The organism is Vibrio sp. 10N.222.55.C7 (assembly GCF_041473335.1).
Lineage (GTDB): Bacteria > Pseudomonadota > Gammaproteobacteria > Enterobacterales > Vibrionaceae > Vibrio > Vibrio crassostreae_C.
On the sequence record NZ_JBFRSC010000046.1, the window covers coordinates 1 to 24184 of the forward strand.

The 24184-nt window shown below is 44.5% G+C and carries 22 protein-coding genes and 1 pseudogene; 10 read left to right on the forward strand and 13 right to left on the reverse strand.

Annotated features, from left to right (window positions below; all coding sequences use genetic code 11):
- Positions 1-94: 94 nt before the first annotated feature.
- Both AB4482_RS16225 and AB4482_RS16230 read right to left on the reverse strand, forming a co-directional pair.
- On the reverse strand, positions 95-2020 hold the full coding sequence (locus tag AB4482_RS16225; protein WP_372181205.1) for a monovalent cation:proton antiporter-2 (CPA2) family protein: 1926 nt from the start codon (positions 2018-2020) through the stop codon (positions 95-97).
- Entirely contained in the window at positions 2020-2637 is a 618-nt protein-coding gene (locus AB4482_RS16230) for an NAD(P)H-dependent oxidoreductase (RefSeq protein ID WP_372181206.1), read from the reverse strand. The genes AB4482_RS16225 and AB4482_RS16230 overlap by 1 nt, the downstream gene beginning before the upstream one ends.
- A gap of 302 nt (positions 2638-2939) precedes the next feature.
- Between AB4482_RS16230 and AB4482_RS16235 the strand changes: the two genes are divergently transcribed.
- Positions 2940-4016, forward strand: a complete 1077-nt coding sequence (locus AB4482_RS16235; protein ID WP_102319832.1) for a low specificity L-threonine aldolase — start codon at positions 2940-2942, stop codon at positions 4014-4016.
- Positions 4017-4138: 122 nt separating this feature from the next.
- On the opposite strand, the gene AB4482_RS16240 is transcribed toward AB4482_RS16235, so the two are convergent.
- Entirely contained in the window at positions 4139-4264 is a 126-nt protein-coding gene (locus tag AB4482_RS16240) for a hypothetical protein (protein ID WP_017060906.1), read from the reverse strand.
- Positions 4265-4511: 247 nt separating this feature from the next.
- Here AB4482_RS16240 and AB4482_RS16245 point away from each other — a divergent pair, with 247 nt between their 5' ends.
- Entirely contained in the window at positions 4512-4946 is a 435-nt protein-coding gene (locus AB4482_RS16245) for a YccF domain-containing protein (RefSeq protein WP_004730224.1), read from the forward strand.
- 104 nt (positions 4947-5050) lie between these two features.
- On the opposite strand, the pseudogene AB4482_RS16250 reads toward AB4482_RS16245, so the two are convergent.
- From AB4482_RS16250 to AB4482_RS16260, 3 genes and pseudogenes are all read right to left on the reverse strand, one after another.
- A pseudogene (locus AB4482_RS16250) lies at positions 5051-5973 on the reverse strand (hypothetical protein).
- 195 nt (positions 5974-6168) lie between these two features.
- Complete coding sequence (gene yiaY / locus AB4482_RS16255; RefSeq protein WP_017064788.1) at positions 6169-7317, reverse strand: L-threonine dehydrogenase; 1149 nt, start codon at positions 7315-7317, stop codon at positions 6169-6171.
- Positions 7318-7577: 260 nt separating this feature from the next.
- Positions 7578-7730 carry a hypothetical protein gene (locus tag AB4482_RS16260; protein WP_197275882.1) on the reverse strand — a complete coding sequence of 51 codons (153 nt, stop codon included), beginning with the start codon at positions 7728-7730 and terminating at the stop codon, positions 7578-7580.
- Positions 7731-7956: 226 nt separating this feature from the next.
- Between AB4482_RS16260 and yjjG the strand changes: the two genes are divergently transcribed.
- Both yjjG and yddG read left to right on the forward strand, forming a co-directional pair.
- The gene (yjjG, locus tag AB4482_RS16265; protein ID WP_372181207.1) at positions 7957-8631 is read left to right on the forward strand and encodes a pyrimidine 5'-nucleotidase; all 675 of its coding nucleotides are present in this window, start codon (positions 7957-7959) and stop codon (positions 8629-8631) included.
- Positions 8632-8790: 159 nt separating this feature from the next.
- Positions 8791-9723, forward strand: coding sequence for an aromatic amino acid DMT transporter YddG (gene yddG, locus AB4482_RS16270; RefSeq protein ID WP_017060901.1), 933 nt, complete (start codon positions 8791-8793; stop codon positions 9721-9723).
- Between the two features lie 49 nt (positions 9724-9772).
- On the opposite strand, the gene AB4482_RS16275 is transcribed toward yddG, so the two are convergent.
- Positions 9773-10669, reverse strand: a complete 897-nt coding sequence (locus AB4482_RS16275; RefSeq protein WP_102428335.1) for a cation diffusion facilitator family transporter — start codon at positions 10667-10669, stop codon at positions 9773-9775.
- Positions 10670-10958: 289 nt separating this feature from the next.
- Here AB4482_RS16275 and AB4482_RS16280 point away from each other — a divergent pair, with 289 nt between their 5' ends.
- The gene (locus AB4482_RS16280; protein WP_017065904.1) at positions 10959-11309 is read left to right on the forward strand and encodes a hypothetical protein; all 351 of its coding nucleotides are present in this window, start codon (positions 10959-10961) and stop codon (positions 11307-11309) included.
- A 57-nt stretch (positions 11310-11366) separates the two neighbouring features.
- On the opposite strand, the gene AB4482_RS16285 is transcribed toward AB4482_RS16280, so the two are convergent.
- Positions 11367-12245, reverse strand: a complete 879-nt coding sequence (locus tag AB4482_RS16285) for a LysR family transcriptional regulator (protein WP_016797108.1) — start codon at positions 12243-12245, stop codon at positions 11367-11369.
- A 161-nt stretch (positions 12246-12406) separates the two neighbouring features.
- On the opposite strand from AB4482_RS16285, the gene AB4482_RS16290 reads away from it, so the two are divergent.
- From AB4482_RS16290 to AB4482_RS16300, 3 genes are all read left to right on the forward strand, one after another.
- Positions 12407-13006, forward strand: a complete 600-nt coding sequence (locus AB4482_RS16290) for a class I SAM-dependent methyltransferase (protein ID WP_372181209.1) — start codon at positions 12407-12409, stop codon at positions 13004-13006.
- Between the two features lie 330 nt (positions 13007-13336).
- Positions 13337-14902: a YjjI family glycine radical enzyme gene (locus AB4482_RS16295; RefSeq protein ID WP_372133251.1), complete on the forward strand. Its 1566-nt coding sequence runs from the start codon at positions 13337-13339 to the stop codon at positions 14900-14902.
- A gap of 43 nt (positions 14903-14945) precedes the next feature.
- Positions 14946-15860, forward strand: coding sequence for a YjjW family glycine radical enzyme activase (locus tag AB4482_RS16300; RefSeq protein WP_372181210.1), 915 nt, complete (start codon positions 14946-14948; stop codon positions 15858-15860).
- A gap of 58 nt (positions 15861-15918) precedes the next feature.
- Here AB4482_RS16300 and AB4482_RS16305 read toward each other — a convergent pair whose 3' ends face one another.
- From AB4482_RS16305 to yccS, 5 genes are all read right to left on the reverse strand, one after another.
- Positions 15919-16830, reverse strand: coding sequence for a LysR family transcriptional regulator (locus tag AB4482_RS16305; protein WP_017060895.1), 912 nt, complete (start codon positions 16828-16830; stop codon positions 15919-15921).
- Positions 16831-16905: 75 nt separating this feature from the next.
- Entirely contained in the window at positions 16906-18168 is a 1263-nt protein-coding gene (locus AB4482_RS16310) for a hydroxymethylglutaryl-CoA reductase (RefSeq protein WP_372058274.1), read from the reverse strand.
- Positions 18169-18329: 161 nt separating this feature from the next.
- A complete protein-coding gene (locus AB4482_RS16315; RefSeq protein WP_102332914.1) occupies positions 18330-18650 on the reverse strand; it encodes a hypothetical protein in 321 nt (106 codons plus the stop codon).
- A gap of 121 nt (positions 18651-18771) precedes the next feature.
- Positions 18772-18957, reverse strand: coding sequence for a hypothetical protein (locus AB4482_RS16320; RefSeq protein WP_017064780.1), 186 nt, complete (start codon positions 18955-18957; stop codon positions 18772-18774).
- Positions 18958-19289: 332 nt separating this feature from the next.
- Positions 19290-21473: a YccS family putative transporter gene (gene yccS, locus AB4482_RS16325; protein WP_136982148.1), complete on the reverse strand. Its 2184-nt coding sequence runs from the start codon at positions 21471-21473 to the stop codon at positions 19290-19292.
- 177 nt (positions 21474-21650) lie between these two features.
- On the opposite strand from yccS, the gene helD reads away from it, so the two are divergent.
- Positions 21651-23726 carry a DNA helicase IV gene (helD, locus tag AB4482_RS16330; protein ID WP_102332912.1) on the forward strand — a complete coding sequence of 692 codons (2076 nt, stop codon included), beginning with the start codon at positions 21651-21653 and terminating at the stop codon, positions 23724-23726.
- A gap of 87 nt (positions 23727-23813) precedes the next feature.
- The gene (locus AB4482_RS16335) at positions 23814-24164 is read left to right on the forward strand and encodes a VOC family protein (RefSeq protein ID WP_017071128.1); all 351 of its coding nucleotides are present in this window, start codon (positions 23814-23816) and stop codon (positions 24162-24164) included.
- Positions 24165-24184: the final 20 nt, after the last annotated feature.

The window sequence follows — 24184 nt, forward strand, 5'->3', positions numbered from 1 at the left end:
GCTAATCCGCGATGAACCAAGAAAAAGCGGCTTAAATAGCCGCTTTTGATGGTTGAATAGCATGGTCATCTAAAGCTGTAGCTTAGACTTCTGTTTAAGACTCGTCTTCCTCAAAGCCATCAGCATAGCCCTTCGGCGGAGGGGTCCAACCACGTTCAGAGCGAGAGTGCTTATCCGAACGGTCTTTTTTCATATCTTCTTTCATTGCTTCTTCAAGGTGAATGAAGATTTGTCGGTAGTTGTTGTCGTAGCGTGGGTTCTCTTCCGCTTCAGACCAAGCTTGGTAAAGCTTTTCAGACTTACGGCTCTCAACGCGTTGATAAGTCGATTTTTGCTGCTCGACGAAGAATGGGTGATGACCCAAAGAACGCAAGGCTTCAGCGCCCATTTCAAGAGCAGAATGGTAGGTCTCTGATTCAACAAAGTCTGCCCCCGCTTCTCTTAGGCGATAACTATGACCTCGGTCGAATGCGCGGGCTAAGATTTTCACTTTAGGGTAGGTGTGTTTAACGTATTTCACTAATTCAACGCTTGAGTCTTGGTTGTCGATTGCCACTACTAGCATCGCGGCTTCTTCGATTCCGGCGGTATGCAATAAGTCGTGACGAGTCGCATCACCAAAGTAAGATTTGATATTGATAGAGCGCAGCAAGTCTACTTGGTTCGCTTGGTGATCCAGAACCACCGTATTGACATCGTTCGACACCAGCAAGCGGTTAACGATTTGACCGAATCGACCAATGCCCGCAATGATAACGGTACCTTTCTCTTCGATGGTATCTTCTTCGCGGTCGTTAGATTTTTGTTCGTAACGCGGCAGAATCACTTTATCAAATAGAATGAACAGCCCTGGTGTTAGGAACATTGAAAGTGCCACAACCAGCGACAATGTTTGGACGATGTCTGCAGGTAATACGTGGTTTTGAGCTGAGAAGCTCAGTAGTACAAAACCAAACTCACCGGCTTGTGCCAAGCTCAATGTAAACAACCAACGGTCACTGTTTTTGATTTTGAAGATTAATGCCAACGTAAACAGGACTAAGGCTTTAAGAAGCATAACGCCAAGGGTGAGGCCAATGATCAAACCAAAGTCGTTGAATAGAACATCAAAATTGATGCCAGCACCAACGGTAATGAAGAACAAACCAAGTAGTAGCCCTTTAAACGGGTCGATATTAGACTCAAGCTCGTGGCGGAATTCACTGTTCGCTAAAACCACTCCCGCAAGGAAGGTACCCAAAGCGGGTGATAGGCCGACTAGGCTCATCAGTGCAGCAATACCAATCACCAACATCAGTGCGGTTGCAGTAAAGATTTCACGCAGGCCTGAGCTTGCCACGAAGCGGAACAGTGGACGACTCAAGAAGTGTCCGCCGACCACAACAATCGCAATAGATGCTGTGATCACAAGTCCATAAGCCCAACCGGGTAGGCCAGCAACAAGGCTTAACTCTTCATGGTGATCAGAAGCCGAAGCGACCGCGCTTTGTGCAGCTTCAATTAATTCTGGCAACGCTAATAGAGGAATGAACGCCAACATAGGGATGACGGCAATATCTTGGAAAAGCAGAACAGAGAAAGCGTTCTTGCCGCCTTCTGTTTTGGATAGCCCTTTTTCGTTAAAGGTTTGGAGAACAATCGCGGTAGATGACAGTGCGAAGATCAAACCGATAGTCAGCGCAATGGTCCAAGGTTGTCCGAAGAAAAGGGCGATACCCATTACAATCGCGGTCGTACCACCAACTTGCAGGCCACCCAGCCCCATAAGTCGGTTTCTCATTGCCCAAAGCATCTTAGGTTCAAGTTCAAGGCCAACCAAGAACAGCATCATAACCACGCCGAACTCGGCAAAGTGTTGGATGGTTGTGGTCTCTTCACCCACTAAACCTATGATTGGGCCAATCACAACACCAGCAATGAGATAACCCAATACAGAACCAAGACCAAGCCTTTTGGCAATAGGCACGGCAATAACTGCTGCGACTAAGTAGATAAACGCTTGTAGAAAATATCCCGTCATTATTTAACCTCTGCCATTAGTTCTTCTACGTAGTGGTTGAGTTTTTCTGCTTTGCCGGCTTTCTTGATATTGATCTTGCCGGCAACCAACGCCTCTAGCAGCACTTTATAGCTATCGACATGCTCTTGGATGCGATTTTCTTCCAAAGCGGTACGCGAGCCAAATAACGCAAAGGGCGCGAGATAGTTCATCCCACACAGAGAAGCGGTTTGTTCGATTGGATGAAGCAGCTCTCTAATAGTGAAATGGTTGTAACCATCACTTTGGTAGGCGTCTTTCTTGCCACCTGCAGTAATGCTACATAATAAGTTTTTACCCTGTAGTTCATTGCCATCGGCGCCGTAGGCGAAGCCGTATTCGAGAACAAGGTCTTGCCACTCTTTAAGAATTGCCGGTGTTGAGTACCAATACAAAGGGAACTGAAAAATGATGATGTCATGGTCTAACAGGCGTTTCTGTTCACGGTCGATGTTGATTTTAAATGTCGGATACTCGGCATAGAGATCGACACAGGTAACACCGTCAACGCGTTTGGCTTGTTCAAATAAGGGTTTGTTTGCTTCAGAACGATGTTGAGAAGGGTGGGCGAATAGCACCAAGACTCGATTTTTCGACATATAGCCCTCTTTGTCCATTAACGAATAATATTTATTGGAATTATAGTTATACAATAATAGAAGAATGGTTGAACAACAACGAATTAGCCCATACTTCTTTGTTTAGATACGTGTGCTTTCTGCGTTTAATTCTATAAGACACCAGTTATTTTGTGTCTTTCAGGCGCAAGTAGCCGATGACTGAGTAAAACTAATTATTCACGAATAGTAAAAGCGAATATGGGCATTTTATGTCACCGTTGGCGGGTAACGTAAATAATCCAATAACCCTACATAGAACGATAATGAATAAAGGAAAAACTATGAGCATGGACTTGCGTCAACAATGTGATTTGTTGCTTTCTGGTCATCTAGAACCGACACCAGCACAAACATTCGCTCAGATGGCTGAATGGTGTGAAACACACAATGTGAGCCATGATAGCTACGGTGATGGCGAGTTTATCGAGAGCTTTGAAAATAAGGTCGCAGAGCTGCTTGGTTATGAAGCCGCCGTGTTTGTTATTACCGGCACCATGAATCAACCCACAGCATTAGAAATTGCCTGCCAAGAGAAAAGAAACCCGGTAGTAGCGATGCATGAGTCGAGTCATATCATTCGCCATGAACGCCAAGGGTATCAGCTCCAAAATCGTTTCAACGTGCTTCCGGTCGGCAATGTATTTCGCACTTGGAATGTTGATGACTTAAAGGCATGGCCTGATGAGATTGCAGCCGCTCTTTATGAATTACCGATGCGCGAAATTGGCGGTCAATTGCCAGAGTGGGAAGAGCTTGAAGCTATAAAGCAATACTGCAAAGAACAATCGATTCACCTTCATATGGACGGTGCACGTTTGTGGGAATGCGGCGCGTATTATCAAAAGCCATACAGCGAGATTGCTCAGGGCTTCGATAGTGCTTATGTTTCGCTGTACAAAGGTCTCAATGGCCTTGGTGGTTCGTTATTGTTGGGCGATAAAGCCTTTGTCGCGAAAGCATCGGCGTGGATGAAGCGCCAAGGTGGCAATGTTTATCACCGAACGCCTTATGTGGTTTCAGCGGCAATGCAGTTTGATGAGCGATTAGAGCTGATGCCTGCTTTATACGAACGAACCAAACAGGTTTATCAAATCTTACAAGATTACCCTCAGTTTACGGTTAACCCACAACAACCGCAGGTCAACATGCTTCATCTCTATTTACCTGTGAGTTACGAAGACGGCATTATCGTGAGAGATAACATCGCGAAGAAACACAAGGTTTGGATAGGAAACCCAGCGATCAGCGAACTGCCAAATCAATGTAAGATTGAATGGTATGTAGGGGATAATTTACTGAATCTGCCTGATCATGAGCTGATCGACATTCTTGATTTTATTAACGAAGAGCTGATTTGATTACGGAAAAGTTGATTTGATTACAGAAGAGCTGACTGCAGAAGAACTGATCTAATTGGAACTGAAATGGATACAGGAAAGGGTTCTTATATCCATTTATATAGCTAGGATGTCCGGCTCTGTTACATATACTGGTTGATGTACACATCAACTAAGAACATGAACACTGGAACCGTACTGAGAAGTCCGAAGAAGACGATTGGCACCCAGTTTTTCATTTTCTTTTTAGGTTGCTCAGTGTTATTCATAAATTCGGCCTTAAATTCGTTGTTGAGTCTGTTTAGCTTTTTGGTACTAAAAATCTAAGTGTATGGTATCAAATAAATGGGTTTAGCCCTATGTAGATTTAGAGAACCGTGGTGTATATCAATCACATAAAATGTAAGTGATTCATAAACGGTTCATAAAGGTTCAACAATAATGAACCTATTAGAACAAGCATTGCCTTACTCGGCATATCAAATAAACAGCATTTAAAGATTTGGAGAATACAGAATGAAAACAATAGGAAACATCATTTGGTTTCTGTTCGGTGGCGTATTTATGGGACTAGCTTGGTGGTTCTTCGGACTGCTCGCATTCCTAACCATCGTTGGTATTCCATGGGGTAGAGCGTGTTTCGTTATGGGTAACTTCTCATTCTTCCCATTTGGTCAGGAAGCGATTTCGCGTGACGAGCTAACCAATGAAATGGACATCGGCACGAGCCCGCTAGGCGTGATTGGTAACGTGATTTGGTTCTTATTTGCGGGTATCTGGCTAGCGATTGGTCACATCATGTCAGCTGTGGCGTGTTTCATTACCATCATCGGTATTCCGTTCGCGATTCAGCACCTTAAATTAGCGGTTATCTCGCTGGCGCCAATCGGTAAGACGGTTGTCGATAAACGTGAAGCAGAAGCGGCGCGAGTAAGAAATTACAAAGGTTAAGACTACAGTTTAAGCCTTATATAGAACTGAAAAAGCACATCACATGATGTGCTTTTTTGTGCCTCGTTTTCTATCTAACGATGCCCCAATCTCACAAACACTCACTAGACATTGTTGAACAAGACTTCAAGCCTAAGGGTGATGTTGGCTTCTCCGTGTGTTTCTCGTAAGGCTCTCGTTCCCACTGGTAACGCGGGGTGACCTCGTAAAACAGCCATTCCTTCCATACATTTTCTCTATACGTTACCGACACTTGCGAATATTCGTTGTGGTTATACGGTTCGCTGGTCGCGGTTATCGTGGCGCTGTATTACAGAGCTTGGTCTTGAGAAAGGTAATGGTACAAGGTAATGCCCGTACCATACTCCCAGCCTTTGAGGTCATCGTTATAGCCAGCAAAGTTAGACCAACGCGCTAAGAAATCGTCACTCAAAGAGAGGTCAAAATCGATATCAGTGATCTCTCCCGTCTCTTTCTTCTCTTGATACACACGTTGGGTTAGCCGGAATACTGCATCTGTGGTGAGCGGGTAGGTAAAACGATAGCGAGCCTCTATTCTTGGGCGTAATGTCGCTTTGATATTGAAACTACTGTAACCCTTGGCATAGGCGTCATAACGAAGGCCAAGTGCATTTTCTAACTCTTCAGAATCTTGTGGGAAGAAGTCTAAGAATTCTTCATCGCCAACAGACTCGTAGATTAGCTTAAGCCTTTTGCTGACAAAGGGTAAATGCAGGCGTGCGTTGAGCTTGGTGGAATAATCCACGTCACCGCCCTCAGAATAGATGAAATCATTATACCAACGTACAGAGGTTCCGGCTCTGGCGTCCTCGGTAATACGGTCATCCACAAAGAAGTTATCGAACCATATTGCGGGCTGACAAAACTTGCTGTTTAGGTAGTGGTCAGCTTTTTCGACGCGCGTGTCTTCTAACGGTTGGCTGTGACACTCATCCTGTTCCTCCGCGAAGGCAGAGTGGGAAACGAGCGATGCTAATAATGAGGAGTTAACTATCCAACGACTCAATGGAACCTGTTTGTCATTCTATGTATCAATAGTTTGACTATAACTAAGCAGTTATGACAATGCGACTTTTAAAGAGATTTATCTTAATCAGTGGCTATTCAAAACAGAGACTTGAATAACATATGGCAGGTAAAGAAAACGGGCTCAGTAGGTGAGCCTGTTTGTCGATAAGTTTATAAGTGACTTAATGGCAGATTACATTGCCGCTTCGAAGATCGCTGAGATCTCTTCGTGAGTTGCTTGTTTAGGGTTAGTGAAACCACAAGCATCTTTCAGTGCGTTGTCAGACAGAGTAGGGATGTCTTCAAGCTTCGCACCAAGTTGCGCGATACCTGTTGGGATGTTCACGTCGTTTGCTAGTTGAACAATCGCGTTGATAGCCGCTTCTGCGCCTTGTTCTGCTGTCATGCCTTCAACATTCACGCCCATTGCTTTTGCAACATCACGTAGACGCTCAGGACAAACTTGCGCGTTGTAGCGTTGAACGTGTGGAAGCAAGATAGCGTTACATACACCGTGTGGAAGATCGTAGAAACCACCCAGTTGGTGCGCCATTGCGTGAACATAACCAAGAGAAGCGTTGTTGAATGCCATACCCGCCATGAACTGTGCGTAAGCCATCTGCTCGCGAGCTTCAATGTCTTCGCCGTGCGTTACTGCTGTTCTTAGGTGCGCTTGCACAAGTTCGATTGCTTTAATTGCTACAGCGTCGGTAATTGGCGTTGCTGCGATTGAAACGTAAGCTTCAATAGCGTGCGTTAACGCGTCCATGCCCGTTGCAGCAGTTAATGATGCAGGTTTAGCAAGCATCAACTCAGGATCGTTTACTGAGATAAGCGGTGTTGTGTGCTTATCAACGATAGCCATCTTAATGTGACGAGCTTCGTCAGTAATGATGCAGAAACGAGTCATCTCAGATGCTGTACCAGCTGTGGTGTTGATAGCAATCAATGGCATCATTGGCTTTTCAGATTGGTCTACGCCTTCGTAATCTGCGATCTTGCCGCCGTTAGAAGCAACCAGAGCGATACCTTTTGCACAGTCGTGTGGAGAACCGCCACCTAGAGAAACAACAAAATCACAATCGTTGTCAGTCAGCAATTCTAGACCATCGTTCACGTTAGTGATGGTTGGGTTTGGTTGAGTGCCGTCGAATACAACTGCGTCTACGCCACGCTGGCTAAGAAGGTCTTGTACCTGCTTAACTACGCCAATTTGATTCAGGATCTTATCAGTAACGATCAGACCTTTTTTAAAGCCTTGAGACTGAATGCTATCAGCAGCATCCTTCAGACAGCCAGTACCCATGAAGTTGATTGTAGGGATGTAAAATGCAGTAGACATTGGAAAACTCCGTTAATTATGATTTTTAATTTCCTACATGTTGTCGGCATTCAAGTGGTCGACCATTGATCTGGAACAACTTTGATTCCGAACTACCACTTTGTGACTAGTCGTTGTGATAGGGCTCATATAGCAATCGTTTCCATGGTTTTTGGCTGTGTTCTTTGTCATTAATGGATCGTGATAACTGGGCTCCACTAAGAGCAGAATGGTGCTCTATAACAATGAAAATTAAGATTTGTCACTGAAAGTTGATCTGGTTAGGCAGGTGTCGATTTTTTATCGGAGTCATCACTGCATTCAATTTGAGGATCTTGCGACTCTTCAGAATCAAGGGTGTCTTCTGGCTCCTCATCATAGTATTTGACAAGAAAAGGGGTGAGCATGACAGATGACGGTAAAAAGTGCTTCATAATACCTCCCGGTACAGTACGTGTGTTTCTTGTATGGTATTGGTTTAATATGTGGCAAAATTTGCGATACATCATGACTTGCGACTTGTTTTCTATAAATTATTAGATTTATATACAGGCTCACAAATTTGAGAGTAAAGTGATGCCTCGCCGTTTTAGGCCGCGATAAGAACAACGAAAAAAACAGTGTAGGCAGTGCTCAACAGCGCGAATAATAGGAAATAAAATGAAGTACGATTGGATATTCTTTGATGCAGACGAAACCTTGTTCCATTTTGATGCTTATCAGGGAATGAAGCTGATGTTTTCTCGTTTTGGTGTGGACTTCAGCGAACAGGATTATTCGGCTTATCAAAAGGTTAATTTGCCGCTTTGGGTTGATTATCAAGATGGTCGCATTACCGCCGACCAACTGAAACACACGCGCTTCGAAAGCTGGGCTGAGAAACTAGAGACAACGACTGCTGCTTTGAACAGCGCATTTTTAACGGCGATGGCGGACATCTGTTCTTTATTACCGGGTGCACAAGAGTTGGTGGAGTCTTTAAAAGGCAAAGTGAACATGGGTATCATCACTAACGGTTTTACAGAGCTGCAGTCAATCCGTTTAGAACGCACAGGAATGACGGATTACTTTGATCACGTGATCATTTCTGAAGAGGTTGGGGTAGCCAAACCGGATGCACAAATTTTTGAATATGCCCATAAGCTGATCGGGTTACCAGCAAAACAACGAGTATTGATGGTCGGAGATAACCCACATTCCGATATTCTAGGCGGATTAGATTTTGGTATTGAAACCTGTTGGTTAAATAGTCAAGAAAAGGCAACGCCAGCCGGAATTAACCCTCATTATCAGGTTAAGTCTCTGGCTGACCTGCAAGCTCTGTTATTGGCATAATTGCTTTTAGATTTTTGAGTGAATGATTGATAGCCGAGTACAGTTATGTGCTCGGCTACTTATTTTTACTTACTGTAAGTTATCGATAGTGGCGTTTAAGCCTACCTTTGTTTTAAGCTCGCTTTGATTACCCCATTACAATAAAAATAAGGAAGAGGCGTGCTAAAATCTCATCGCCATAGCTGCTACGGCATTGCTGCCATTTTACTTTGGAGCTGCTTAATCGCGCTGTCTCGTAGCGTATCAGAACAACTGGGCCCAATTGGTGGCGCCGCCAGTCTTTATACAGTGAGCTCACTGTTGTTGGTCTGTGTTATGGGGTTACCTAAGCTGTCGCGGTTTTCTAAGTCATACCTGTTGATTGGTGGTGCTCTGTTCGTTTGTTATGAGATCTTCTTAGCTCTGGCTTTAGGGATGGCAAACAACCGACATCAAGCCTTGGAAATGGCCGTTATCAACTACTTATGGCCTGCATTGACGGTGTTGTTCGCGGTATTGCTCAGCGATAAAAAGATTAACTGGTTGGTTTACCCAAGTATTTTCTTAGCCTTCTTTGGTGTGGCTTGGAGTATCAGTGGCGATCAGGGGCTTTCTGTTGATCAAATCGCTGCCAATATTGCCACCAACCCTAAAACCTATTCAATGGCGTTTTTCGGCGCGATTATTTGGGCGGTCTACTGTAATTACACTCAGAAAGTGGCGAAAGGACAGAATGCGATCGTGCTGTTCTTTATCGCGACTGCAATCACCTTGTGGATCAAATACGCATTGAGTAACGAAACCGGCATGGTGATGACAACCAGTGCTGCAATTGACTTAGTGTTAGCCGGTGTGTGTATGGGCGCAGGTTACGCACTTTGGAATACCGCGATACTTGGCGGCAATATGGTCTTCCTAGCGACCATGTCTTATTTCACGCCTATTTTTGCGACCTTACTGTCTTCTATGATTTTGGGTTTGTCACTGAGCATGACGTTTTGGCAAGGCGTTTGTATGGTGACGATTGGCTCTTTAGCTTGCTGGTGGGTAACCAGAGACAAAAAGCCGACGGTTACGGCGTCGGCTTCTAAAAAGGTTCAATCAGAGTCTTAGTTAACCAGAGGTTGATGGGTTAATTCTTGTTTTTTTTAACTCTCGATTCTTAACTCGCGATATTGAGATTCAATTGGAGCTCATAAGGCATCTTCGATAAGCGTCGCTTAAGTTGGCGGCGCGTACGTTCAATATCATCAACCGCAATTGCATCTTGGTCATTGGTATGAATATCAACGTTGATTCTTAGCTCAGGACCAACCTTAGTCACGCCCATTAGCTCTAAATCTTGATCCGCTTCTTTGTCTACCGCGACAACGTTCTTATCTACCGCATCACAAATATCTTTGTTTGCCGACATCATAAGCAGTTCGCGCATCGCCTCACGTAACATGTCGAAAGGCACTTTGATGAAGTAGAAAGACATTAGCAACATCATCATTGGGTCGGCATACACTGCGTATTCTGCAAGCGGAGAAAAAGTAATTAACCAAGCCGCTACGAAACCCGCGGTTACCGCTACACTCAGTAGCGTATCCATTTGCCACTGTTTAGACTCAGCCTGAATCAGACCTGAAGAAATACGTTTACTCTTATTCGCGATGTACCACCAAGCGTAACCACAACCCAGTACGTTGAAAATACCAAACAGAGTTGCGATAGAAGCATCAACTTCACGGCCACCCGTCATTAGGGCACCAATCGCAGAGTAAAGTGAATAACCAACCACAAGAAGAATCACAACGGCTTTAATCGCAATCACAATCGGCTCGATGATAGCTCGACCAAACGGGAACTCAGTGTCCGAAGGGCGATTGATGTATTTCGAGGCAGCTAGTGACAATAAAGTTAACAGTAAGCTGATAAGAGAATAGACACCGTCAAATACTATGACCAGAGAGCCAACGAGAAGACCCAACACCAATCCGCCAATTGCGAAGCCCGATGCTAAAAGGGCTGAGAACAATAGTACTCGATTTTCGTTTTGGCTTTTCCTGTCACACATAATATTTTCCAGATGTTTTTGATAACTTCATTGTTCTAATAATGAGCTAACTTTACAAACTTTATCTGATGATGTTTATATGTCTTATTTAATTCGAACATATAAATCAATAAAATTCAGTGACTTAAGATCAGGGTGTGGTGTCAATAAAGTTGACGTTGAGTGTTTTTTTGGTGATGGTGTGCAACTGAAATAGGATCGTTTATGATTAATAAAACACATTAGTCGCTAAGGTCTTATTGGTCTTCTAGATTTGACTGCGACTGCGATGGACAAGGAGTGAATCAATATGAAGTTTGACGATATCAGTGATAATGAGTTGTGGGCGATTGCTAACCCGATCATGGATAATCTGATGGATGGTTCAACTAAGGTTGATCATGAACAGCACTGTCGAGATTTTACTCAAAGGATGAAAGACATTGTTACGCCAGAATATTTAGAAAAGGTGTGTCACCATTATCAGCACAGTAATGGCTTTTTTGCTGAGCGTGAGCAAGTTACTTTATTTAGACGTTCAGACTCCATCGCCTTTGTGTGGAAACAAGCTTACACCATCGCCAAAGGTGAGTTTGTCGCTGAAATGGTATTGGTTGAAGAAGACGGACGCTATTTAGTGGATCACGTGATGGTCTTTTAGGAGTAGTGCTGTTTGTGGTTTTTCCCTTTGTTATCGACGATAAGCAATAAGCGCGAACTAGAAATCAAACAAATAATCACTAAGCTGGTCGGCCAACCAATTCATTCCTGGGTGCTCTGCCATGCCAGCCGCGGTAAACATACAGTAGTCTTCTTGTGTTAAACCGTAGGTGTGTTTGATCACGGCAAGCTCTTGTTCACGCAGTAAATGGCGAATCAATGGCTCAGGCATTACGCCCCATGCTTCTTCACGTAGAATCGTATCCAACATAAAGTCGAAGCTAGAGAAGCCAATGTAACGACGCGAGAAGGGCTCAAGCTCAGGATTATCCTTTTCATTAAGATAAACCATGGTTGCTTGCATCGAATTTCTCAGTACTTCATCAGACACTCGTCGCATCGCACTCAAATCATGTCCTTTCTTACATACAGACATCATTCGAATCTTACCAAGCGGGTTGTAGATAATTCTTGGGTCATCGACGCGTTCGTAATCGACACCAAATGCGAAGTCGACTTGCTGAGTTTCAACTAGGTTAGCTAAGTCACCGCTCGATGCGAGAACGAAGTTGAATGAGGTAGAAGGGTACTTGTTATTTAAGGCGTGAGATAAGTCCTGCCACATTTCATCGGGTAGGGAGTCATCTCGTGCTATCCAAATTTCTGCGTTGAATTCGCCCGAAACATGCAAGCAGGTTTGTTTAATACGCGCGGCTGTCACCAACATGCCTTCGCAATCTTTGTAAATCGCTTTACCCGCTTCTGAAAGCTCAACGTGGTTTCCGCTGCGGACGAACAGCTCGACATCTAACTCTTTTTCCAATGCTTTAATCGACATGCTGAGTTTGGTTCGGTTGCATTCTAACTGGCGTGCAGCTTCAGAAACTGATCCTAAATCAGCAACGGAACAAAAGGCTTGGACTTGAGAAAGGTTCATTTTATTTCCATATTGAGCGGGGGTTGGTGCATATTATCTGAATATTGTGCTGACTATCTTAGAAATAGTCCATCTTTGCATGATAACTCTATGACGAATTGACTAATTTGGTTTACTCTGGGGAAGTTCCGAACCTACAAGAAGTAAAGATGGAGGCCATGATGGCGAAACAATGGGACGAATACGCCGTTGATTGGGATAAAGATCCCGCAACTGCAGTATTCGCACAATCCGTATTTGACCAGTTAACACAGCTCGTTGATTTAAACGGAACCCGTGTCCTTGATTTTGGTTGTGGTACAGGACTACTCAGCCAGAAAATATCTCCTTTAGCAAAAGAGATCATCGCACTTGATATCTCTGAAGGGATGATTGAAGAGTTAGATAAGAAAGAGTTACCTAACGTTGAACCGGTAGTTGATATTTTATCGCGCGGACTTGCAGCGCAGCATCCAGCATTCAGAAACCAGTTTGACCTAGTGGTAGCCTCTTCGGTGTGTGGTTTTATCCCGAACCTACAAGACACAGTCAGTCTGATTTACACGCTGCTTGAAAACGACGGTACGTTTGTACACTGGGATTGGTACTTGGAAAGCGACAGTGAAGACTACGGTGTAAGCCAACAGCGCTCAGAAAATGTATTGAGTGCAGCGGGCTTTGCAGTAGTTGAAGTCTCTACACCGTTCTCGATTGACACTCCACAAGGAGAGTTAAAGGTATTAATGGGTATTGGACGTAAACAAGCGCTTCCAGATCTGTAATCGTGTGTATGCCTTGAGCTAGCATTCAGAATGCTCATTTAAACTACTAAACCCACATTAACGACTCTAACGTCAGTTATGTGGGTTTTCTCTTTTTGGCGCTATCGTTTTAAACAGAACGAATTAGCGCTTTCTCATTTCTTCACTACTAACTCTGGTTTCTCTATTTCTCTATTTCTCTGTTTCTCATCTCGCTCATAGAAAACTCAACACCGCTAATTTACAAATTATTTATTTCCATTTTGGAAATGTAGTCTTGCATACATTTCATTAGTGGAAATATAACGGTGAGATATAAAATAAGCCCATAACAACACTAAGGGTTTAATCATGAGCCACCAATCTGCGTCATCTACTTCTTCACCACTTTCAGAGCAACAACAACGCTTTAGCAATATCATTTCAGATGCCAACCTGTCACCAAAACAGAAGTCGAGCTATCTTGCCTTAGAAGCTGAAGCCAGCTTACCGTATATGCCGGTAAGCAAAGAAGTAGAGCAAGCCTTACAACAAGGTGTGCTGTGTGACATGTTTGAAGGGCACGCCCCATTTAAGCCGCGCTATGTACTTCCAGATTATTCTAAATACTTACATCAAGGCTCAGAGTATTTAGAGCTTAGCGCGGCAACCAACTTCGATGAAGCATTGAACATGCTTACCATCCTTTACCACCATGTTCCGTCTGTCACTTCAATTCCGGTTTACCTAGGTCAGTTGGATGATGTGTTGATGCCTTTCGTGGGCGACTTAACAGAAGAGCAGGTATACCAAAAGATTAAGCTGTTCTGGATCATGTTGGATCGCACACTGCCAGACGCCTTTATGCATGTGAATATCGGCCCGACAGACAACATTATCTGCCGTACGATTTTACGTGTAGACGCTGAATTGAAGCAGATCGCGCCAAACTTAACCTTTATGTACGACCCAGCCGTGACACCTGATGATCTACTTCGTCATGCGGCGAGCAACATCTGTGAATGCAGTAAACCACATATTGCAAACTATCCAGCGCATGCCGAGGCTTACGGCGATAAGCGTTTTGGTATTGTGAGCTGCTACAACTCTCTGCCGTTAGCGGGTGGTTCAAACACCTTGGTGCGTATGAACCTTAAGCAAGTGGCGTTGAAGTCTGAGGACAGTGCTGATTTCTTACAACAAGTATTGCCGAACTACAGTGGCATCATGGTTGAGTTGATGAACGTTCGAAGCCGCTTCTTGCATGAAGAGTCTAACTTCTTCGAAGGCTTCTTAACCAAAGAAGGTTTGATCGAAGAGGATCGCTTTGCGCCAATGTTTGGTATTTACGGCATGGCGGAAGCAGTCAACATCTTGTTGGAGAAAGAAGGTCAAGCAGGGCGTTATGGTCACGATGAACTGGCGAATCAGCTTGGTCATCGTATCTCTGAAAAGCTGGCTGAGATCGTTGAACGCTCTGACGTGAAGTATGGGTTAGAAGGTAAAGCTCTGCTGCATGCTCAAGGCGGTATTAGCTTAGATGAAGATGTGACGCCGGGTGTCCGTATTCCTTATGGTACCGAACCGGATCCTGTCTCTTACGTTCGTGCAACCGCGGGTCACCATAAGTTCTACACCTCGGGCATCAGTGACATTCTGACCATCGACGAAACAGTGAAATCTAACCCTGAAGCGATGTTTAACCTGTGTAAAGGCGCGATTCAAGCGGGTTACCGAGAGTTCACGGCTAACGTTGCATCAAATGATTTGGTTCGTGTCACGGGTTACATGATTAAGCTATCTGACATTGCCAAATATGACGAGCAAGGCTCACGCACCAATACCACCTTTTTAGGTGCCGAAGCTGCGAAGAACACGGGCATATTAGAGCGTAAACCACGCGTGGCGAGTTTAGAGATGTCGCCGACATACGAATAGCTTTAACGTGTGTTGTGCGTTTCGAATACGAACAATGTGAATTATGAAAATTTCTGATCTAACAACTCAAATGGCTAGGGTTAAAAATAATAAGACAGAAAAACAAGCGAAGGTCAGCCGTGTGCTGACCTTTTCTTGTGTTGATGGACCGGGAAATCGCCTAGTGCTGTTTCTACAAGGGTGCAATTTCGATTGTATAACCTGCCATAACCCACACACTATTAATCACTGTAACCATTGCGGAGACTGCATAAGTGGGTGTCCAAGCGGCGCATTAAGCTCTGTAGATGGTAAGGTGAAGTGGGATTCGGTCGCGTGTACCAACTGCGATCAGTGCGTCGATATTTGTGATCATAAGTCGAGCCCCAAAATCACCACGATGACGGTATCCGAGGTACTTGAACTGGTTAGGCATAATCAGTTCTTCCTGAGTGGTATCACCGTTTCAGGTGGTGAGGCGACCATGCAATTGCCGTTTATCATCGAGCTATTTCAAGCGATTAAAAGCGATCCGCAATTGGCACACTTAACGTGTTTTATTGACAGTAACGGCTCGTTGCCTCAACAAGGGTGGGAGCGAGTATTACCTTACCTTGATGGCGCGATGATTGACCTAAAATCATGGCAATCTGAAACACACCAATGGCTAGTAGGTAGAGGAAACCATCGAGTATTTGAAACCATTAACTACTTAGCAGATAAAGGAAAACTGCACGAAGTTAGGTTGCTACATATCCCAAATAAAAGCGATCTTGAGGACGAAATTGAACAAGTGGGGCGTTACTTGAAGACTCTACCAAGTGATATTCGAATTCGGCTGAATGCGTTTCAGCATCATGGTGTCATTGGCGACGCGTTAGATTGGCCGAAATGCACCGAAAAACAGATGCAGAGCTTTCACGATAAGCTCTACAACATAGTTCAAAGACCGATGCAAACCCCTGAGGTTTATACCTAGTCTTTAAGTTTCTTAGGCGGTCAATCCGGCTTCTAAGAACGTTAAGTTTCTAAAAATATTAAGCTTCTAAAAACAGGTCACACAACCACTTGATCGCTTGATCATTCATGTTGGGCTTGTTCCACACCAAGCTATACGCCACCTTACCGTAATCAAAAGGCAAGGGCTTGCTCACTAAGCCCTGAGCTTGTTTAGCATGCTCAGCCCACTGTTTAGAGCAAGTGAACAGGAAAGGTGTGTGGTGACACAACACAGCCGCAGCGCCGAAGTCCGCGACCGATATTGCCATCTCTCTTGGTTGGTGGCATTGAACCAAGTTTTGTTCAAAGTAAGGCTGAGACAGTTCGTTATCTAAAATCCCAATGTGCTTGTAATCTAAGTAGCCTTCTACCGTCAGTTCTTGCTGAGCGAGAGGGTGGTGTGCGCCCATCAAACAAACCATTTCATCTGGAAGAATTGTTTCCCAAACCAGCTCTTTGTTATCGGTCGGCGGCTGAGATATATCATGAGGCAACAAGATCAAATTGACCTTGCCACTGAGTAAAGCATCGAAGCCGAGCTGTTGTTTCGAATAGATGTTGAGCTTCGCGTTTGGCGCCAGTTCAGTAGTGATTTTACTTATCTTAGAGGCAAATACTTCGAAGGTACTTTCACGCATCGAAAGTGAAAAACTGCCTTGGTACTCTTGAGGGGTAAAACTCTTTTGATGAAGCAGTCCATTCATGCTTGAAAGAATTGCGTGAACAGTGGGCGCTATCTTCAGAGCAAAGGGAGTCGGGATAAGCTTGGTACCATCTCGATAGAAAAGCTCATCATTCAGGATGTCACGCAACTGAGACAGGGTTTTGCTTACACTCGAAGGGCTGACACAGAGTTGCTCTGAGGTCTGAGTGACGCTGTGGGTGTTCAGCATAATATGAAGCGCAGTGAGGTGCTTAAGGCTCACCCTAGATAAGTGTAAGTAATCCATTTATGACTCACGCATTCAGATTGGCTTGTGATTTTGCATGAACGACAAAATCGAACAAGCCAAATTGGATAAAGGTTATTTACGAGCTAGCTTATGGTGCGCTCGTGAAAAGTGGCCTGCGCAAAATGCGCCCACAATCGATAGTTCACCCGCTAAACACAGTACAGCACAAACTTCAGCGAGTGCTTGTGATTTACCGTTACCATGCAGCCCAAGTAAATCTAAACAGGCTTTTTGACTTGGCAAGCCGGTACCACCGCCGACAGTCCCAACCATTAAGTTAGGCAGTGTCACGCTAGCGTATAAACCGCCTTCTTTGTTGAGTTCCATACGCGTCATACCAATCGCTGACTCAGCGACACAGGCCGCGTCTTGGCCACAAGCGATATAGAGTGCCGCCAACGCATTCGCATAATGGGCATTGATACCGATAGTACCACTCAAAGCGCCACCGACTGTGGTCATTTGGCCAAACTGGACCATCTTCTCTGGTGTCGTGTGTAGGTACTTCGCGACAAGCTCTGCAGGGATATTAACCTCAGCAGTTACCTTTTTGCCACGAACGCTGCGCAAGGTTTGGGTATTGGCTTTCTTATCGCCTGACAAGTTGCCATCAAGGAAAGCGTGGTCAGGCTTAACTGGCGTATTTTCGATGATGTACTCAAACACGGCATTGGTTGCGATGGTCACCATATTCTGACCAGAAGCGTCTCCGGTTAGAAATTCGAACACCAAGTAAACATGGTTACCTTCGATGTTGATATTAATGTCGGTCAGCTTGCCGTGTGATGTTGTTGATTCTGCCAAGATCTTGAACTGGTCATACTGAGTCACAGCCCAAGCCACAAACTGTCCGGCTTCAACTAATCCTTGAAATGCAAAGCCAGGAGTACGTGTTACGCCTTCATTGAGCAACATAGCACTTGCGCCACCACAAGCCGTAATCAGCTTAGAACCACGGTTATAAGACGCGACAAGCGCAGCTTCTGTGGTCGCGAGTGGTACGAGGTAATCGCCCGTAGCAAATAGGCCATTGACTCTTAAAGGGCCAGATATTCCCACAGGGACTTTAACGGTGCCAATAAAGTGCTCAATGTTTTTCTCATAAGCTTGGAACTGACTTTGTGTATGAGGGTCGAGCAGTTCTTGCTGTGAATCTGCATTATCGAGCGCTGTCCAGCGACGTGTGAGATTCTTTTCTGTCAGGTAGGGGCTAGGTGTCAGCTTATTTACTGGCTTTTCAAAATGAGGCTGAAGCTTTTTTTCTAATTCGTCTGCGGAGATGTCGCCTCCTAAAATAGAAACATAGTCACGGCGATGCAGATTTAGTTTTGGCATAAATAGTATGAAGTAAAGTTTGTGCAGCAAATTGGTTTGCGCTGATTCTACCGAGTAATAAACCAGAAACAAGCGCCTGATATAATGAGTTACAGTTTGTGTGGTTGTTGAAGCAAAAAGCAGCGAAGTTTCGCGAAATATAGGCTGTATTTGAGCGAAATTTAGATATGAATGTCGAGAAGGCTACCGATGACTTCGTTTTGACGATCAACCACACTTGCACCAACGCGGTTATAACTTGCGCTTTGTGTCAGTTTAATCAAGGAATCGGTTGAAGATGAAGCAGGTTCAGGTTCTTTGTCTTTAAAGGAAATGGCTTGTTCAGGCTCTATTTGATTAAAGCTGAGATCGCTAGCTTCGAAAGTGTCGTCGGATTCCAGAGCGTGTTTGGAGGCTTGGTTGAGCTCGATTGCGGCTTCTTCAGCCATGTTGGTGGATTGCTGAATAATGGCGTAACCAGATTGAATACCAGATATCGACATATCAGAACCTTTTATTGACGTATGGAATGAGTCTAGGCGGACGATATTTTGAGCGCAATGATGAACAGATGAAATTTACGGTAAAAATGTGAACTTAAGCTAAAATAGTGATGTCTGTCTATTAACTGAACAGGTCATTTAGCGCGTTTAACTCTTCATCAGTAAGCAAAGAAGGCTTCTCTGTTTCGAGGTTGCCGTCGATCTCACCCTGAAGTGCTTTTAATTGTTGTGGGCTAAGAAGCTGTATTTGCTGCTTAAATGCTTCAAATTGCTGTGTATTCATAGTGTGACCTTTGTTCAAATTCATATGCTCTTTAGAGCATAGCCTACTGATTCAGGAAATCAAACAAGATTAAGTGAATTTTAAATGATGTTTGAAGTTTCTTGAAACTAAGACAACTATAAATTCCTGTGGTCGTTTTTTGTCCGAGAAATGTTAGGAAAAGTTAAGGCTTGGTCAATCAAAGTCAGAAAATTCCTACAATGTAAAAACGCCTTCAACCCTTGTGGCACAAGGGTAGGTAAGTAATTTCTCTACCCAATTAGGGGTATGGGTAAAGCAATGTATAAATATTTGTGATGATCAAAAGATAAGCAATTGGCGTTATCTTTTTGTTTTTACGGTATTTTGTTTGTTGCTCAAGAAGCTTCTGTTTCAAACGACTTGTCGATCTTAACCTTAACTGCAAACTTGGTCGCTAAGGTATGCAGTTCTGGAAGCATGCGATAGATCAAATGGAGCTGTTGTAGAACCATTTTGACAGAATTCTCATCTTCTTCTCGCCATTCACTCAAACGTTTATCCAGCTCCGGGTCATAAGCGTTTTTCACTTCACAATGCTCTTTATGAGAATAGAGCTGATCATTTAGAGCGTCGAGATGCTGGTGGATTACTCTGTGCGCATCTAGCACCAGTTTGTGTGTCGCTTCATCATCAATACGCGTTCTGTGAGCACCCAGAGCCGAGATATAGCTAAGCAGAGCATGATTGAGTGTTAAGAATCGGAAGCTCTCATCTTCAGAGGTACGGTACTTACCCGGTTCAACCAACATGCTACTGATGGCGGCAGTCAGGTTTGCGTCATTATTATGAGCGCTACGACGAGCGATACGATAGTTTAGGCTATCTTTCTTACCGACACGGTATTGGCCGATGATCTGAGCGAGATAGTTCTTGTTGGAATCGAGCGCATCCGCCATCACTTTGTGCAGTCGCTTCGATTGCCAATCAGGCAACACATAAATGACAGCAAGCACGGCGAGAGCACAACCAATAAAGGTATCCGCTAACCTTGGCAATACTACCGCGTAGCCTTCACCTAATTGGTTAAAGCAGAAGAGCACAAGCAGTGTGATAAAGCCGGTCGCAAACCCGTAGTTATTGATTCGAAACGCAAAGAACATCACGCCACTGATCACAATGAACACTAATTGGCTCTCTTGCGACGGGAAGAAAGTCAGTAACGGTACTCCGATCAATAAGCCTGCGACCGTGCCAATGACACGCGCCGTCAGTTTTTGACGGGTTGCACTGTAGTTTGGCTGACACACAAACAGTGTCGTCAGTAGAATCCAATAACCTCGTTCGATATCAAAACCCTGGATAATCCCGTAGCCCAGCGTCAAAGTGATCGCCATGCGAATCGCGTGGCGGAATAGCATAGAATCGGTGTGCAAGTTAGCTTTGATCTTGTGCCACATTGCCGTCAAAGTATGAGGGTTGGTATCGTTCAATACACCTTCTTCAATCTTCTCTGCATCTGGGTTGCTGATATTCGAGAGCTGTTTTTCAACGGTTGCTAGGTTATTGAATAAGTAATCCAACTGGTTCAGCAGTGATTTCCATTTAGGATTATTCTGTTGGTGCAGATGATTGAGCGAAGACATCAGCTCATCGAGTGCCAATACAGACTTGTCACCATGCTGGTATTCAGCGCCAACTTTCAACGAGCTCGCCACTTCTTTACACGCAGTGGCCTGCGCTTCCAGTAGATACTTAAATCGAAACAACACGTCAGAGCGTTCAAAGTGTTTTGCTAGCTCTTGATAGCGATAGTGGCTAGAGCTTACGCGTTCATGAATATCTTGTGCGATAAAGTAGGTGTTAAGAAATCGGTCACTAGGGCCGTCAATGTGTCCGCGCTTAGAGCGGTTAAGTAGCGTCGCCTTACACATGTTGAGTGCGTTAACGGTACTCGCGTTGAGTTTGGCTTCAATGATTCGGTGTGGCTGGGGAATCAAGTCAGAAACGGGGTAGAAGAGTTCCGCTTTTGAATCGATGTAGTTACCGATTTGATCGAATACCGTGGCTAAGTTTTGCTGCACGGGTTGCATTGGCCACACTATCTGCCAAATCATCGACATGAAGTAGTACCAAGCGGCGCCAGTTAACAGTAGAAGCGGTTGAAACCAAAGGTTGGTGCTCTCGTGTGCACCAAGCATGGTATAGATGGCAACCAAGAGAGAACCAAACGCGATACTCGCGTATTTAGGGCCAATTGCCCCGAGAATGATAAAAAAGAAGGTTGAAACAAAAAGCCCTATCGCGAACAGCCAAGGCGTATCGAAGAGAAGCTCAATAGAGAAAGCCGCAACGGCGAAACAGATAAAGGTCAGCGTGAGTGCTTTCAAGCGCCCGGTAAAGCTGTCATCACTTTCCGCAAGAGCCGCAGCAATAACGCCTAAGATCAAAGGCGTGATCAGTGTGTTTTGTCCATAATACCAAGCAGGCACCACCACGCCGAGCAGAGTGATGAGAATTAATACGCTGTAATTTATGGTTTTATTCGCCCAATAGAGGCGTAATTTGGCTGAAAAGTCCACAGTCGCTCACTTGACACACTAAAAACCATAATCCTAACAGAAATCAAGCACAAGAATTTGATACTTATCCATAATTGCCCGTAGGTGGTCATGAAAGCGTCGATAAGATATGAGATATTATTAATTCTCATTGCATCATGATATAAATTCAATATTCCCAATTAAGAGCACACTCCAATGCAGCTAAGCGCTAACAAGACTGCACAGTTTTTTATTCAAAATGAATATCATCAGGTTGAACTTGATGGTCCACGCTTGCTGTTATCTTCAGTAGGCAGTGAAGAGCGTATCCCATTTACTATTTGGAGTGGCAAGATCGCGATAAAGCGCGGATTGTTCTGGGGATCGCTACAATTTTTTGCTAATCAACAAGATGGAACACAGCGCAGTTGGTTAGTACAAGGCTTACCTTGGGATCAATGCCGTCAATTTGCACGCGCGTCAGTTAGTGCTTATCAGAAGTGGCACGACACTCAATGTGAACAATTGGCTGAACACGTACCTCAGTGGGAAGCTGAATTAACACGTCTTGAGCAATTACCAGCCTTTCTACCGCATTCTAAGGTCAACACTTGGGTTGATATGGTCAACTCAGGCTTAGAGAGTATGACAATGACGCTAGAAGAGGCCGCACAACGCATGCCAAACCGCATCGCAAGAATGCAGCCATGGTTATCTGAAACGGAAATCAAGCAAGCTGAAAGAAACCAGCAATGGCTAGAGACCGAGCGAAAAAACTGGGAAGTGTTGTTTGCGCAATGTGAGTCGTCACCACTGAACTTATCGCAGCAATATGCGGTTTTGATGAATGATGATCACAACCTTATTTTAGCGGGTGCAGGCTCGGGTAAAACCAGTGTTCTAACGGCTCGCGTCGCGTATTTACTGCAAAGCCATCAAGCTCAAGCTGAAGAGTTGCTATTGCTCGCTTTTGGTCGTGAAGCGGCAGAAGAGATGAAGCAACGTCTCGACAGCAAAATTGGTTTATCAGCAGAGAAGGTGCAAGTCAGCACTTTCCACCAGTTGGGTTTAAAGATACTGAATCAAGTTGAACCCGAACGTGTGGTTATTTCTCCTTTAGCGCTCGATGACAACCAACGCCAAGCATGGTGCATTGATTGGTTGAAGAAGCACTGGATGACACCGACCAACTTTAAACGTTGGCAAAAGCATTTGTCTAAATGGCCAATCGCTTATTTAACCGGTGACGATGAGCTTGGTAGCCACGTTTCAAACCTCAAATTGATCGGTTGGCTTGAAAAGCAGCTAGAACAGTTGAATGCGTCGGGTTTAACCAAAAAAGAAGTACAGCAACAGCTGATTGATCACCGAGACTATGCGCGCCTCAACAGCGAGCTTTCACTGTGTTGGCCATGTGTAACCGCGTGGCAAAAGGAGCTGAAAGAACAGAATCATATCGACTTCTCAATCATGATCAGCCGAGCGACTCAGTATGTCGAGAAGGGCAAGTTTATCTCACCTTGGAAGTTCATCATGATCGATGAATACCAAGATATCTCACCTGATCGTCTTGCCTTGGTTGAAGCACTGTGTAATCAGTCTAAAGCCGAGCATCAAGCCTCTATTTTTGCAGTAGGCGATGACTGGCAGTCGATTTATCAGTTTGCGGGTGCGGATGTGGATTTGACCACGGGCTTTAAGGATCGCTTTGAAAGCTCGACCATTCATCACCTAGATACCACTTATCGCTTTAACAATCAGCTAGGTGCAGTTGCCAATCGCTTTGTACAAGAAAACCCAATTCAGATTCCGAAAGAACTGAACAGCTTCAAGCAACAGAAGCAGAAGGCGGTGTACAGTGCGCCAAGTAAAGAAGTTGAGAAGATTCTTGATCAACTGAACCGTCAATCCAAAGGCAAAACCAATAAATTGGTGCTGCTACTTGGACGTAATCATTACCACAAGCCAGAGTTGTTGGAAGACTGGAAGAAGATCTTCACTTCCATTGATATCAAGTTCATGACTTGCCACGGCAGTAAAGGTAAAGAGGCGGACTTTGTCATTATTCTTTGTGTTGACGAAGGACAGTTCCCGACCAAGAAGAAACAGCTGCATATTGATGGCGCATTGACTGAATCATCAGACGCGTTCCCTTATGCTGAAGAGCGTCGTTTATTCTATGTAGCAATGACGCGGGCAAAAGAGAAAGTATGGATCACGCACAGCGGTGACGGTTCTGGCTTTGTGCAGGAGCTGCATGGTTCTGATTACCCAGTTGTTCGTAAAAAGTGATGTTACTTGACTTGATTGTCTAAGATTAGATCTTCAATCCCTGCCCTAATATCACAAGGCAGACGCATAAAGCATAAGGAATTTGCTATGGAACACGGCTCTATTAACTACATTGAATTTGCTGCGAAAGATATCGCCGCAACTAAGGCGTTTTTCAGCCAAGTGTTTGGTTGGAGCTTTGAAGACTATGGCCCTGAGTATTCTGCGTTTGAAGGCAAAGGCTTAATGGGCGGCTTCTATTTGGCGGATCTGGCGTCGAATACGGATAATGGCGCGGCGCTGATGGTTTTTTATAGCCAAGATCTTGAGCAAACCGAGCGCGATGTAATTGATGCTGGTGGTCAGATAAACCGTGAGATCTTTAGCTTTCCCGGCGGCAGACGTTTCCATTTCAGAGAGCCAAGTGGCAACGAGATGGCAGTGTGGAGCGATAAATAGAGAGACTCTCGCACTGTTTT

Coding starts and splice junctions, on each gene's coding strand:
- AB4482_RS16245 (WP_004730224.1), top strand. CDS start 4,512: ATGAAAACAATAGGAAACATCATTTGGTTTCTGTTCGGTGGCGTATTT.
- AB4482_RS16225 (WP_372181205.1), bottom strand. CDS start 2,020: ATGACGGGATATTTTCTACAAGCGTTTATCTACTTAGTCGCAGCAGTT.
- AB4482_RS16230 (WP_372181206.1), bottom strand. CDS start 2,637: ATGTCGAAAAATCGAGTCTTGGTGCTATTCGCCCACCCTTCTCAACAT.
- AB4482_RS16235 (WP_102319832.1), top strand. CDS start 2,940: ATGAGCATGGACTTGCGTCAACAATGTGATTTGTTGCTTTCTGGTCAT.
- AB4482_RS16310 (WP_372058274.1), bottom strand. CDS start 18,168: ATGCCAAAACTAAATCTGCATCGCCGTGACTATGTTTCTATTTTAGGA.
- AB4482_RS16305 (WP_017060895.1), bottom strand. CDS start 16,830: ATGGATTACTTACACTTATCTAGGGTGAGCCTTAAGCACCTCACTGCG.
- AB4482_RS16300 (WP_372181210.1), top strand. CDS start 14,946: ATGAAAATTTCTGATCTAACAACTCAAATGGCTAGGGTTAAAAATAAT.
- AB4482_RS16295 (WP_372133251.1), top strand. CDS start 13,337: ATGAGCCACCAATCTGCGTCATCTACTTCTTCACCACTTTCAGAGCAA.
- AB4482_RS16315 (WP_102332914.1), bottom strand. CDS start 18,650: ATGTCGATATCTGGTATTCAATCTGGTTACGCCATTATTCAGCAATCC.
- AB4482_RS16280 (WP_017065904.1), top strand. CDS start 10,959: ATGAAGTTTGACGATATCAGTGATAATGAGTTGTGGGCGATTGCTAAC.
- AB4482_RS16290 (WP_372181209.1), top strand. CDS start 12,407: ATGGCGAAACAATGGGACGAATACGCCGTTGATTGGGATAAAGATCCC.
- AB4482_RS16240 (WP_017060906.1), bottom strand. CDS start 4,264: ATGAATAACACTGAGCAACCTAAAAAGAAAATGAAAAACTGGGTGCCA.
- AB4482_RS16285 (WP_016797108.1), bottom strand. CDS start 12,245: ATGAACCTTTCTCAAGTCCAAGCCTTTTGTTCCGTTGCTGATTTAGGA.
- AB4482_RS16335 (WP_017071128.1), top strand. CDS start 23,814: ATGGAACACGGCTCTATTAACTACATTGAATTTGCTGCGAAAGATATC.
- helD (WP_102332912.1), top strand. CDS start 21,651: ATGCAGCTAAGCGCTAACAAGACTGCACAGTTTTTTATTCAAAATGAA.
- AB4482_RS16275 (WP_102428335.1), bottom strand. CDS start 10,669: ATGTGTGACAGGAAAAGCCAAAACGAAAATCGAGTACTATTGTTCTCA.
- AB4482_RS16320 (WP_017064780.1), bottom strand. CDS start 18,957: ATGAATTTGAACAAAGGTCACACTATGAATACACAGCAATTTGAAGCA.
- yiaY (WP_017064788.1), bottom strand. CDS start 7,317: ATGTCTACTGCATTTTACATCCCTACAATCAACTTCATGGGTACTGGC.
- AB4482_RS16260 (WP_197275882.1), bottom strand. CDS start 7,730: ATGAAGCACTTTTTACCGTCATCTGTCATGCTCACCCCTTTTCTTGTC.
- yjjG (WP_372181207.1), top strand. CDS start 7,957: ATGAAGTACGATTGGATATTCTTTGATGCAGACGAAACCTTGTTCCAT.